General features: G+C 30.2%; 13 protein-coding genes and 1 tRNA gene. 8 read left to right on the top strand and 6 right to left on the bottom strand.

Translation table 11 applies throughout. The features are described 5' to 3' along the window. Positions 1-9: 9 nt before the first annotated feature. Complete coding sequence (locus Q0997_RS04045; RefSeq protein WP_299884866.1) at positions 10-207, top strand: hypothetical protein; 198 nt, start codon at positions 10-12, stop codon at positions 205-207. Next, a complete protein-coding gene (locus tag Q0997_RS04040; protein ID WP_299884863.1) occupies positions 208-813 on the top strand; it encodes an FAD-dependent oxidoreductase in 606 nt (201 codons plus the stop codon). It abuts the gene before it with no gap. Between the two features lie 270 nt (positions 814-1,083). Here Q0997_RS04040 and Q0997_RS04035 read toward each other — a convergent pair whose 3' ends face one another. The 5 genes from Q0997_RS04035 to Q0997_RS04015 form a co-directional block, all read right to left on the bottom strand. Beyond that, a complete protein-coding gene (locus tag Q0997_RS04035) occupies positions 1,084-2,673 on the bottom strand; it encodes a S41 family peptidase (protein ID WP_299884860.1) in 1,590 nt (529 codons plus the stop codon). A gap of 4 nt (positions 2,674-2,677) precedes the next feature. Continuing rightward, positions 2,678-3,109, bottom strand: a complete 432-nt coding sequence (locus Q0997_RS04030) for a dCMP deaminase family protein (protein WP_299884857.1) — start codon at positions 3,107-3,109, stop codon at positions 2,678-2,680. Positions 3,110-3,304: 195 nt separating this feature from the next. Continuing rightward, positions 3,305-3,892: a HupE/UreJ family protein gene (locus tag Q0997_RS04025; RefSeq protein ID WP_299884854.1), complete on the bottom strand. Its 588-nt coding sequence runs from the start codon at positions 3,890-3,892 to the stop codon at positions 3,305-3,307. Between the two features lie 75 nt (positions 3,893-3,967). Continuing rightward, on the bottom strand, positions 3,968-4,762 hold the full coding sequence (locus Q0997_RS04020; protein WP_299884851.1) for a hypothetical protein: 795 nt from the start codon (positions 4,760-4,762) through the stop codon (positions 3,968-3,970). After that, positions 4,759-5,328 (bottom strand): sigma-70 family RNA polymerase sigma factor, encoded by a 570-nt coding sequence (locus Q0997_RS04015; protein ID WP_299884848.1) that lies wholly within the window; start codon positions 5,326-5,328, stop codon positions 4,759-4,761. Before Q0997_RS04015 ends, Q0997_RS04020 begins: the two co-directional genes overlap by 4 nt. Positions 5,329-5,428: 100 nt before the next feature. Here Q0997_RS04015 and Q0997_RS04010 point away from each other — a divergent pair, with 100 nt between their 5' ends. The 3 genes from Q0997_RS04010 to Q0997_RS04000 all read left to right on the top strand — a co-directional run bounded on the left by Q0997_RS04010 (position 5,429) and on the right by Q0997_RS04000 (position 9,117). Further along, positions 5,429-5,905 carry a hypothetical protein gene (locus tag Q0997_RS04010; RefSeq protein ID WP_299884845.1) on the top strand — a complete coding sequence of 159 codons (477 nt, stop codon included), beginning with the start codon at positions 5,429-5,431 and terminating at the stop codon, positions 5,903-5,905. Between the two features lie 12 nt (positions 5,906-5,917). Further along, positions 5,918-8,680, top strand: a complete 2,763-nt coding sequence (locus tag Q0997_RS04005) for a CHAT domain-containing protein (RefSeq protein WP_299884843.1) — start codon at positions 5,918-5,920, stop codon at positions 8,678-8,680. A 221-nt stretch (positions 8,681-8,901) separates the two neighbouring features. After that, on the top strand, positions 8,902-9,117 hold the full coding sequence (locus Q0997_RS04000; protein WP_299884840.1) for a class I lanthipeptide: 216 nt from the start codon (positions 8,902-8,904) through the stop codon (positions 9,115-9,117). A 154-nt stretch (positions 9,118-9,271) separates the two neighbouring features. On the opposite strand, the gene Q0997_RS03995 is transcribed toward Q0997_RS04000, so the two are convergent. Continuing rightward, positions 9,272-9,353: transfer RNA gene (locus tag Q0997_RS03995), tRNA-Leu, on the bottom strand. A gap of 144 nt (positions 9,354-9,497) precedes the next feature. Here Q0997_RS03995 and Q0997_RS03990 point away from each other — a divergent pair. The 3 genes from Q0997_RS03990 (at position 9,498) to pth (ending at position 11,834) form a co-directional block, all read left to right on the top strand. Beyond that, positions 9,498-10,439: a ribose-phosphate pyrophosphokinase gene (locus Q0997_RS03990; RefSeq protein ID WP_299884837.1), complete on the top strand. Its 942-nt coding sequence runs from the start codon at positions 9,498-9,500 to the stop codon at positions 10,437-10,439. 54 nt (positions 10,440-10,493) lie between these two features. Continuing rightward, positions 10,494-11,117, top strand: a complete 624-nt coding sequence (locus tag Q0997_RS03985; RefSeq protein WP_299884834.1) for a 50S ribosomal protein L25/general stress protein Ctc — start codon at positions 10,494-10,496, stop codon at positions 11,115-11,117. A gap of 150 nt (positions 11,118-11,267) precedes the next feature. After that, on the top strand, positions 11,268-11,834 hold the full coding sequence (gene pth / locus Q0997_RS03980; protein ID WP_299884831.1) for an aminoacyl-tRNA hydrolase: 567 nt from the start codon (positions 11,268-11,270) through the stop codon (positions 11,832-11,834). Positions 11,835-11,855 lie beyond the last annotated feature (21 nt).

The following is an 11,855-nucleotide window of genomic DNA, read 5'->3' as shown; positions in this document are numbered from 1 at the left end:
CTTTACAAGATGAAAATATTTACCACAATTTTAAGTGTAATTGCTGTAGGGCTTATAATTTACAATGCAACCAAACTTAATTTTAGCGCGCTTTTTGAAGGCGAAAGCTCAATTGCAATAATTACTATTTTAGCATCACTTTGCGCTATTTTACTACTACAGATTTTAAGAATTTCAAAAAAAATTGAAGAGAAAAGTAAACAATAAATGTTAGACACTTTAATTATTGGTGGTGGAGCTGCTGGTTTATCTTGTGCTTTAATTTTAGGCTCTGGTTTAAAAAAACCTTTTGCAAAAGATAAAACAGTTGCAATTATAACACATCAAAAAACGTCTCATTTACAAAATGCGTTATTTAATAATGTTTTAGGACTAAAACCAGGTACTTTAGGCAAAGATTTACTAATTGAAGGGCGTCAACAACTTAGAGATTTATATCCCGAAGTTATTCAAATTGAAAAAGAAAAAACAAGTTCGATTAAACGAATTAAAAATGGCTTTGAAGTTACTACAAACAAAGACACATACTTATCGCAACGTGTTGTAATTGCTGTTGGCTACACTAATTTGTTAGCTATAAAAGGGCTTGAAGATTACATAAAACCTCACCCAAGAGCAGCTGTTGAAAAAAGTAGAATTTGGCTTGAAAACAAAAATCATTTAATTGAAAATAATCTGTACGTAGCTGGCACACTTGCCGGTTGGCGTAGTCAATTTGCTATTGCTTCAGGAAGCGGAGCACATGTAGCAACAGATATTTTAACACTTTGGAATAACGGAAAACAAACTAAAGTTCATGATAAGCTTGCTTAAAAAACAGCAAACAGTAAAGACAGAAATAAACATGCAATACATAGAAAAACACTACAGTTATGTATTTTTCTCATTATAAGCATTCTACATAATTGAGATTTAAACATTTTATCTTTTGTAAGTAGAAATTCTTTTTTAATAGTTCTTGTTTTAACAGTATAACTTTCAACAACAATTCCTTTATTAAGAAATTTTACAGCGCTAAAATCTATTAATCTTAATATAATAGCTATTAAAAAAAAAGAAGTCGTTAATAAAGTAAGAATCATCTCAATTCTCATTTTCTATAGAAAGATTAATTAATTCGTCAATCATGATATCTTTTTGGTTTACGACTTCTTCGTAAGCACCAAAACCAAATAATTGCTCTGCTATAGCAGCTTTTATATATTGTTTCACTTCTTCTTTATATGCCACAAAGACAACTGTTGTTCTACGTTTAACATTTAAATAATCCTGAAAAGTTCCAATCATCTCATCACTTACCTCATAATTATCTATAAAATCTTCTCGTATAGCATTATCAAAAGCACTTCTGTCATTTTCTATATGCTCAAAAGCGAAATGACTAATATAACCTCTACGTTGTAAAAACTTAATTGTTTCATTTTGCATACCTTCATCTAATGGTACAAAAATATCGGGTATAATTCCGCCGCCGCCATATACTACTTTCCCTTTTGGAGTAGTAAATTTAAGAGAATCGGCTATTTCAATTTTTTCAGCATCTAATAATTCTCCACTATCTAAACGAGAATAATAATCATCAAAATAATCTTTATTTCCTTTCTCATAAGCACGCTGTATTGACCGTCCTGTTGGAGTATAATATCTCGAAACAGTTAATCGCACTGCACTTCCATCTCCTAATTGCATTTCACGCTGCACCAACCCTTTACCATAAGAACGACGACCTATTATAGTTCCTTTATCATTATCTTGTAATGCTCCTGCTACTATTTCACTTGCCGATGCTGAATTTTCATCAATCAACACATAAATATGTCCATCTTCAAAAGCACCACTACTTGTGGCGAAACTTTTTTCAATATCTCCACGTTTATTTTTTGTAAATAAGATAAGCTTATCATCTTCCAAAAACTCATCGATAATTTGTTCTGCAATCCCCAAAAACCCACCAGGATTATCTCTTAAATCTAAGGCCAATTCCTTAGCGCCTTTCTTTTGTAGTTTATTTAATTCCCTTTTAAATTCCTTATAGGTAGACTCAGCAAATCTATTTATTTTAATATAGCCTAATCTATGAGTTAACATATAACCAGCATCAACACTTTTTATTGGTATATTATCTCTAGTAACCGTAAATTTTAATGGTTTCTCTTCTCCTTTTCTTACTATTTCTAAAACCACTTTAGTATCAATTGGACCTTTTAATTTATTTACTAAATCTCCATTACTTAAATCTCTCCCAAAAAGTGAATCTCCATTAGCAGTAATAATACGATCTCCTCCTTTTAAACCAGCACGAGCACTAGGTCCATTTTCTATAGTTCTAATTACAGTAATTGTATCTTTATACGTATTAAAATTAATACCTATACCTACAAAATCACCTTTCATATTCTCAGTAACACGTTGTAAATCTTGTTTAGGAATATAAACAGAGTGAGGATCTAAATTTTCTAGAATACCATTAACAGTAACATCAACAATACTATCAGTGTTAACATCTTCAACATATTCGTGATCAATATAATCTATTAAACGATTTAACTTATCCTTCTTACTATTTGAAGTAAACAGACGATCACTAGTATCGTTAAAATCTAACTTTCCACCAATAAAAATACCAGCTGCAATAGCAGCACCAAGAAGTAAAGGCCAGTATTTTTTTTTCATATTATTAAGCTGTTAAATCTTCTATTTGTTCTAATTGGATTCCTGCTTTTTCTAAAAAACGTAATCCAGAATCATCCTTATATCTTTCTTTATAAACTACTCTTACAATACCCGCTTGATGAATTAGTTTACTACATTCTTTACATGGAGATAAAGTAATATACAATGTAGCACCTCTACAAGCTTGAGTAGATGAGGCTACTTTTAATATTGCATTTGCCTCTGCATGTAACACGTACCATTTTGTATAGCCTTCTTCATCTTCACAAGGGTTTTCAAAACCAGTTGGTGTTCCATTAAAACCATCACTAATTATCATACGATCTTTAACAATAAGTGCTCCAACCTGTTTACGATGACAATGCGATAGTTTACCCCATTCTTTTGCTATACGCAAATAAGCCTTATCGTATTTTAATTTTTTATGTTTTGGCATATTTTATATTAATAAGCTTTTGTACACTATTAATTTTAAATTAATAATTAGTTATAACAACCTCTATTATTTTTATAAAAAAGATTGCAACACATCTCCATTGCTCATACACTTAGTACTAGTAACGAAGATAATAGGTTCGTATTTTAATTACAATGAAATTAAAGAAGTTTGTGAAAACTTTATGTTAAATATTTAAAATAAAGGACTGTTTAATAACATAGGAATTACTAACCCAACAACAATTGCAGAAACAACCATAATCCAATCGCGTTTAGAAAATCTAAAAACCGTTTGAAATAAGTAGCCCAAAAATAGAACAAGAAAAACAATAATTACTTGAGCTATTTCAATACCCAATGCGAATTCTAAAAGTGTAATTAATTTATTATCATCACTCCCAACCAATAATTTAAACTCTCTAGCAAAACCTAAACCATGCACAAGTCCAAAAAACAGAGTGGAAATAAATAATATACCTATCTTTTCTTTTTGAGCACCTTTACCTGAGGTAAAAACATTAAAAAGCGCCACTATTAAAATGGTAACAGGAATTAAAAACTCTATAATATTTGCTGAAATTTTTACCGCTCCATAAGTAGCTAAAACCAAAGATAAAGTATGCCCGATAGTAAATAGTGTTACTAATAAAAACACACGTTTCCAATCTTTAAACATGTAAGGAACAGTTAGAACAATTAAAAATAAAACGTGGTCGTACGCATTAATATCTAATACATGATTAATACCGTATTGTACATTAAACCATAGTTCTTGGAGCATAGTAGAGTATATTTTTAGGGTGTATGTAAATATATAAAAAAAAGAAAAGCACCAATGCAATGTTAAACTCAAAAACTATTTGTTAACCTGCTGCATAAGGACTTGTGCTTCTTTATACTTATAATTGTTTGTATCTGATAGAATTGTTTGTAATACAGCAATCAACTCATCTTTTTTATTTTGTTTTAAAAACGTCATGGCTTTATACCAATTAATTTTTTTAGCCTGCAACGTATTAGAAAGCTCCTCGAATTGTTTTAATGCTTTATCAAATTCATTAAGTTCTAAATAAGCAACACCCATGTATATATAACTTAAAGGCTCTATTGAGTCTTCCTTTCTATGATATTTTATAAAGGTCTCTACTGCTTTTTGATATTTTTGGTCTTCAAATAACAATTGAGCATTTTCTAACAACTTATTAGAATCTTTTCCTCTAGTCACTAAAGAAGGTATCTCGTTGAGATGTATATATTGAGTATATAACTCATTAAGACTATTCTCTTTAAATACAAATAAAGAAACTGTTATTAAAATTGCTATAGACGCTGCAATACCAACAAACCAAAAAGGTTTATTTATTGATTTAGAAGTGTTTTCTGAAATCACTTCTTGAATTGTTGATTTTAAATTAGCAGCTTCTTTACTTTCGAAAAAAGATTTTAGTTTCTTAGCCTCATCAGTCTTTAACACATCTTTATCGCCTTCTAACCATTCAATGTCTTCATAAACAACAAGCATTTCCTTCTGAAGCTTTAGTTCTTTTAATAGCTCAGGGTTTGCAAGAAGTATTTCCTCAAACTTCTGTTTTTCTGATATAGACATCGTATCATTTAGATACGCATCGATTTCTATTGAATAGTCTTTCATAATTCTTTGATTTGATTATATCTAGAATCGTTTTTAATCAATTTTGTTAATTGCGATTTACAATTAAAAATACGCTGCCTTACCACATTATCACTATTATACCCCAATTTATTGACAATATCTTTATAGGGCACTTTCTCAAAAAACAGCTTTAACAATTGCTTACAATTATCAGACAACTGTGCTAATTTTTCCTGAAACAACTCCCACTTTTCTTGCTCTAAAACTGCCATTGTCATATCATCTGCTTCTCTCGATAGTTCCACAACGCTAGTATTTGTTACCATCCTTTTTCGCTTATTTAATTCCCGTCTCCACAAATTCCTACACACAGAAAAGAGATAAGCATCAAATGAACTCTCTATAACAAACGCTTTTACTCTATATCTGGCAATCAACTGTAGTAATGCCTTTTGAAAAATATCCTCAGCATCAGATTGATTACCACTATTCATTTTAATATGACTAGTAATTTTAGGAAAAACCTCACTATACAATTCTTGTACTACTTCTTTATTACCTTCTGCTAAGTTCTGTAGGCGATCATTTTCTTTTATAATAGACATGAAAAAAATTTAACAATTTATTTTTTTTACTTTTGCGTAGTAACATTTGTGAATGTTGTGGAACATACTAATAAATTATAAAACAAAAAAAATATTTAGAATGAAAAAAATCGCATTATTATTTTTAATAACAATATTAGTAGTTGGAATACAAAGTTGCTCTAAAGAAGAAACTTCTATAAAAGAAGTAGAATTACTCGACCAAGATGGATTAAACGCAACAGAATTAGAAAGAAATCCAGATGCTTTCTGTAAAGTTTTTGTTAGATATGCTACTTATACAGATGCTTTTGATAGAATGGCGTTTTTAAACTGGGCTAGGCAGTATAGATTTAGTTTGATTTTAGCAAACACAAATACTGGCTGTGAATTTGTAGAAGAATGGTATGTTCCTTGTGATGAATTAAGATTACCTCCTAGAAATAGAGGTTCTGTTGTTATTGACGGAGGAAAAACTGTTAGTGATGGTACAGATGATGAACCTGGTGAAATAAGTTTTTCAATGAGTATTAACTCTTTTATTGAGACATATGATACTTGTGATCAAGTACCTCTACTACCTCCTGCAAGCTTATAAGATAGCCGAATATTGAATAACATTCATAAAATATCAGAACAAAAAAGAAAGGGAATTATTTTCCCTTTCTTTTTTGTTTATTGCATATTTACAAGTTTACATCTTTATAGTCAGGAAGCTTCTAAAGCATTAGATTCTATACAAAGTTTAAAAGTCAATGACTCTGTTAAAACACAGCTTTACAATCAATTATTTGAAACCTACAAAAAACAAAATAATTATGCACAATTAGGTAATGACGCTCATGAACTAGCAAAAAGATATTATCGTAAAAAATTTAAAAAAGAGACTATAGAATACACCAAGATTGCTGTTAAAGCTAGAAAAAAAGCAATTCCTTATAATGCAGAACTTCTAAAAAGAAGCACATATAATGTTGGGTATTTTTATAAAAAATATGACAGCCTCTCAAAATCTATTTTATGGCTTAAAAAAGCGATTGCTATTAAAGACTCTGACTTTAATGACGGCCGTTCTTTTATAAAAATAGCTGATAATTACGAAATTCTAGGTGATCCATTCCAAGCTGTAGAAAACCATTTACTTGCATTCTCATTTCTTGATACTATAAAAGACAGAAAACGAATTCTTAATAATCACATTAATATTGCCTATGCTTATAAACAAATTAGAGAATCAAGTAGTAGTAAGGAAGCAATAAAACATTTAACTATAGCAGATTCACTTATAAAAACTCACGAAAACCCTAATAAGAAAAGTCTTTTTGCAATACATACTAATTTAGGTTCTGAATACTTTCAAGGATTATACAAACCAGATACTCTAAAAGCTATTTTTCATTTTAATAAAGCACTAGAGTATGCTTCAGAGATTGAAAATCCTGATTATAAAAGACAAAGTTATTATAACCTTGGATTTTCACATATTAATATAAATATAAAACAAGCAAAAGAATATTTGTCTAAATCTTTATCGTATGTAAAAGATGAGCATAGCAAAAAAAAATTAATCTATTATGGTTTTGGAGAGACAGCATATACTGAACGTAATTACAACCAAGCATTGGAGTATTATTACAAGTCGTTATCTTTTTATTTCAAAACAAATACTTTCAACAAAAACTGGTTTCCCACAAAAGATCAACTAGAAGCTGTACATGATAAAGAGTTTTTATTAGAGCTTTTAAAAAAAATAACCCAAGTATATCTAGAGCAAGCTATACAAGAAAAAGATAAAAATTTTAATACGCTCGCTATAAAAACAGTAAAAATTAGTGATCGACTTATTGACCTTTTAATGTCTGATAATTTCTCTTACACATCTAGATTATTATGGAGAGATTTAGCTTCAGAGATTTATATTATGGGGTTAGAGGCTTGTTATAAAAACAATAATCTATCTGATGCTTTTTACTTTATGGAAAAAAATAAAGCATTATTATTAACTCAAGAAATACAGAAAAACAACACTCTTTTACCAACACACATTCTGGAAAAAGAAAAAGAGTTAAAAAACAATCTAAACAAATTACAAGCATTATCAGAAAAAACAACAAATAATAATGATTCTTTATCTCTAACTATTTATAAAGAAAAAGAAAAATTATTGTTCTTTAAAGATTCTATAACTAAAAAACACCCTAATCATTTTACTTTAACTGCTTTACCCAAAATACTTCCTCTTTCTAAAATTCAATTAAAGCAAGATCAAGTTATTATTCAGTATATTATGGCTGAAAGAAAGGCGAATTCTATCCCAAATGCATATGGTTTACTCTTATCGAGAGACCAAAATATTTTATTTAAAATAGATCCAATCGATGAGCTAATATCTAGCATCTACGAGGTGAGAAAAAAACTCAATGCCCCTTTTAGAACCATAAAAGACATTGAAGAATATAAGAAAACATCATACTATATATATAAAACTTTATTCCCAAAGGAAACCAGGAACCTTTTAAAAAACAAAAAAGTAACAATTATTGCTGATCACGTGCTTAATTTCATTCCATTTGAAGCTCTTGTAATAGATGAAGGCAAAGGTTCTTATCTTATTGAGGAATCAGAAATCAATTATGCTCTTTCTCTTTCTTTTTCAAAGGAGAATTCAAAAGTATTAAGAAAATCTACTAAAGATTTTTTTGGTATAGCTCCAATGTTTTTTACTGAAGACCTTACTACACTTTCGCAAAGTGAAAAAGAAATCAATTCTGGAAATCAATATTACTCTGGTGATCTACTAACTAAAGAGCAAGCTACCAAAGAAAATGTAACCCAAGCTATTGATCAATATAAAATTGTCCATTTTGCTACTCATGCAGATGCTTCAGACACTATAAATCCATGGATTGCTTTGAGACATAAAAAACTACATCATTTTGAGTTAAACCTCTTAAAAAATAACGCCGAATTAATTATATTAAGTGCTTGTAACACTTCTTTAGGAAAGGTTAATCGCGGAGAAGGTGTAATGAGTCTCGCTCGTGGATTCTTTAAATCTGGAGCTCACACCGTAATTCCGTCTCTTTGGAGTACAAACGATAAAGCTACAGCTACTATCACTTCTCATTTTTATAAAAATCTAAGCGAAGGCAAAACAAAATCTGAAGCTTTACGTACAGCTAAACTTAACTATTTAAACAGCAATAGTGATGCAGAAGCTTCGCCTCATTATTGGGCAGCTTTGGTATTGATTGGTGATACAGGGACTTTGCTACCAAGAACAAACTATACTATCATTATATACATTAGTATTACAATACTTCTTCTAATTGTGTTTAGCATATTCATTTTTAAGAAATATAAGAAAACGTAATAGCTTCTTAGTATACACATAAAGAAATCAGGATAACAGCAGTACTTTGTTAGCCATTTTACTTCTGGTTTTTTTATCAACAGAACTCTTCTCATATATTTTTCTTAAAAAAATCGAATAACTGATAGTAACATTTTCGTTTTTAATGAACACTATATAAAAGACACATACTCTGAGTGTCTATAAACGTTCAGTATACTAATATTTTAAAATTTTAAATTATGAAGAAAAAAAAGTTCAATGGCTTATCTCTAAACAAAAATGTAATCTCCAAACTTAATAGTAGTGCAATTAGAGGAGGTATCGAAAAGGGCACAAAAGATTACGACACCGCTTCTGCAGCACTGCCTTGTTTTTCAAGAGATTGTGTAGTTTTAACTGGCGAATGCGCAGAAACAGAAATTAATTGCCTATCTATTCGTATAGCATGCGAATAAACTCACTAATGTCAGAATACAACTATTTTCTGCACCTAGTATGATTAAGAAACCACCTCTTTATAGGTGGTTTTTATTTATAATCTTGTTTTGTGTAGGTATCTAATAAAAAAGGGACAAATCAAATTAATATTGATTTATCCCTTAAATTAAGTACTCAAGGTGGGAATCGAACCCACACTTCCGAAGAAATTGGATTTTGAATCCAACGCGTCTACCAATTCCGCCACTTGAGCTATTTTGGAGCACAAAAATATATCTTTTTTCTCTAAATGCCTTAAAAATAGTAGCTATTATGCTTCATACATGAAAAAAAATTATAAATTTGCACCTCATTAAAAATAACGTAGTGTTTTTCACTGCATTAAAACATTTTAACGATGCCAAATACTAAGCCAGACGCTAAAATTTTTTCTATAACGCAAAGTAAAACCTTAGCTGAAAAAATAGCGGCCGCATATGGTGCAAGTTTAGGAAATGTAATTACCTCTACTTATAGTGATGGAGAGTTTCAACCATCGTATGAAGAGTCTATTCGTGGTACTAGAATTTTTATAATTGGATCTACAAATCCAAGTTCTGAAAATTTAATGGAGATGTTATTAATGATTGATGCAGCTAAACGTGCTTCTGCAAGACACATTACTGCTGTATTACCTTATTTTGGATGGGCAAGACAAGATCGTAAAGATAAACCTAGAGTACCAATTGCTGCAAAATTAGTAGCAAAAATGCTAGAAGCTGCAGGTGCAACAAGAATTATCACTATGGATTTACATGCCGATCAAATACAAGGGTTCTTTGAAAAACCAGTAGATCATTTATTTGCATCTACTGTATTTTTACCATATTTAAAGGAATTAAATTTAGATAATTTAACCATTGCATCTCCAGATATGGGAGGATCAAAAAGAGCTTATGCCTATTCGAAAGCAATGGAAAGTGATGTTGTTATATGTTATAAGCAACGTGCCAAAGCAAATGTAATTTCGCACATGGAGCTAATAGGTGACGTTACAGGAAAAAACGTAGTATTAGTGGATGATATGGTTGATACTGCTGGCACACTAACTAAAGCAGCAGATTTAATGATGGAACGTGGCGCATTAAGCGTAAGAGCTATATGCACGCATCCTATTTTATCTGGTAATGCATATGAAAGGTTAGAAAACTCAAAGTTAGAAGAATTAATTGTTACAGATTCTATTCCTTTAAAGCAAGAGAGTAAAAAGATTAGAGTAATAAGTTGTGCTAATTTATTTGCAGAAGTAATGCATAATGTGCATTTTAACAAATCTATTAGTTCTAAATTTTTAATGTAGTCTTACAGCTAGATTAACAAATAAGTATATAATAATTAAATATAAATAAAAACAATGAAATCAATTACAATCAACGGATCTCAAAGAGAAAGCGTAGGCAAGAAGTCAACAAAGGCCTTACGTAATGCTGGTCAGGTTCCTTGCGTACTATACGGAGGAGACAAAGCAGTGCATTTCTCAGCAACTGAATTAGCATTCTCTAAATTGGTGTATACACCAAATGCGCATACAGTTGTAATCGAATTAGCAAATGGCGATACATATAACGCTATTTTACAAGATATTCAATTTCACCCTGTAACAGATAGAATTTTACACGTAGATTTCTACCAAGTATTTGAGGATAAAGAAATTACTATGGATATCCCTGTATCTTACATTGGAAATTCACCAGGAGTAAGAAATGGTGGTGTTTTACGTAAAAACAAACGTAGTTTAAGAATAAAAGCTTTACCTGGAAATTTACCAGATTTTATTGAAGCTGATATTTCTAAATTAAAAATTGGAAGTAAACTATATATCACAGCTTTAGAAAGTGAAGGCTATAAGTTTATGCATCCAGATAACACTGTAGTTTGCTTAGTAAGACGTTCTAGAACTTCTGTAGCAGATGAAGATGAAGATGAAGAAACTGAAGAAGGTGCAGAAGCAGCTCCAGCAGCTGATGCAGCAGAATAGATAACTATTTCTACAAATAATAAAAAAGCATTCTGTTAATTCAGGATGCTTTTCTATTTTTACGAAAAACAATACTAATATATGTTTGAGTGTATTACAAGATTTTTCAAAATAAACAAAGCATCAAATAATATAGAAGAAAATAACCCTATGAAAAAATTCCTCATTGTTGGTTTAGGAAATATTGGCGAGAAATATGAAAATACGCGTCACAATATTGGTTTTAAAATATTAGATCATTTAGCTAAAAAAGAATCTTTAACCTTTGAAACACAAAAATTAGGAGACATTACCACATATAAAGCAAAAGGTAGAACCTTCATTTTACTTAAACCAAATACCTACATGAATTTAAGTGGAAAAGCAATACTATATTGGCTTACAAAAGAAAAAATCCCACTTGAGAATCTTTTAGTTATTACTGATGATTTAAATCTGCCTTTTGGAAGTATTCGAGTAAAAACAAAAGGAAGTGATGGTGGCCATAATGGTTTAAAAGACACTCAAGACAAATTAAATACAAGCAAATACAACCGTTTTAGATTTGGAATTAGTGATGCCTTTAGTAAAGGCAGACAAGTGGATTATGTACTTGGCGAATGGAGCGAAGAAGAACACAACAAACTAGAAGAACGATTAAACAAATCTATAGAACTTATTAAATCTTTTGGATTAGCAGGTATAAATAACACCATGAATAGTTTTAATGGAAAATAAAAAAGGGAGCTAAATTAGCTC

Source organism: uncultured Lacinutrix sp. (assembly GCF_947500325.1).
Taxonomy (GTDB): domain Bacteria; phylum Bacteroidota; class Bacteroidia; order Flavobacteriales; family Flavobacteriaceae; genus Lacinutrix.
Note: the sequence above shows the minus strand (reverse complement) of the source record. Positions and strands in the feature narration are given on the sequence as shown.

What these genes read in the sequence shown, in the direction of transcription:
- Q0997_RS04045 (WP_299884866.1), top strand. Translation starts at nt 10, where the DNA reads ATGAAAATATTTACCACAATTTTAAGTGTAATTGCTGTAGGGCTTATA.
- Q0997_RS04040 (WP_299884863.1), top strand. Translation starts at nt 208, where the DNA reads ATGTTAGACACTTTAATTATTGGTGGTGGAGCTGCTGGTTTATCTTGT.
- Q0997_RS04035 (WP_299884860.1), bottom strand. Translation starts at nt 2,673, where the DNA reads ATGAAAAAAAAATACTGGCCTTTACTTCTTGGTGCTGCTATTGCAGCT.
- Q0997_RS04030 (WP_299884857.1), bottom strand. Translation starts at nt 3,109, where the DNA reads ATGCCAAAACATAAAAAATTAAAATACGATAAGGCTTATTTGCGTATA.
- Q0997_RS04025 (WP_299884854.1), bottom strand. Translation starts at nt 3,892, where the DNA reads ATGCTCCAAGAACTATGGTTTAATGTACAATACGGTATTAATCATGTA.
- Q0997_RS04020 (WP_299884851.1), bottom strand. Translation starts at nt 4,762, where the DNA reads ATGAAAGACTATTCAATAGAAATCGATGCGTATCTAAATGATACGATG.
- Q0997_RS04015 (WP_299884848.1), bottom strand. Translation starts at nt 5,328, where the DNA reads ATGTCTATTATAAAAGAAAATGATCGCCTACAGAACTTAGCAGAAGGT.
- Q0997_RS04010 (WP_299884845.1), top strand. Translation starts at nt 5,429, where the DNA reads ATGAAAAAAATCGCATTATTATTTTTAATAACAATATTAGTAGTTGGA.
- Q0997_RS04000 (WP_299884840.1), top strand. Translation starts at nt 8,902, where the DNA reads ATGAAGAAAAAAAAGTTCAATGGCTTATCTCTAAACAAAAATGTAATC.
- Q0997_RS03990 (WP_299884837.1), top strand. Translation starts at nt 9,498, where the DNA reads ATGCCAAATACTAAGCCAGACGCTAAAATTTTTTCTATAACGCAAAGT.
- Q0997_RS03985 (WP_299884834.1), top strand. Translation starts at nt 10,494, where the DNA reads ATGAAATCAATTACAATCAACGGATCTCAAAGAGAAAGCGTAGGCAAG.
- pth (WP_299884831.1), top strand. Translation starts at nt 11,268, where the DNA reads ATGAAAAAATTCCTCATTGTTGGTTTAGGAAATATTGGCGAGAAATAT.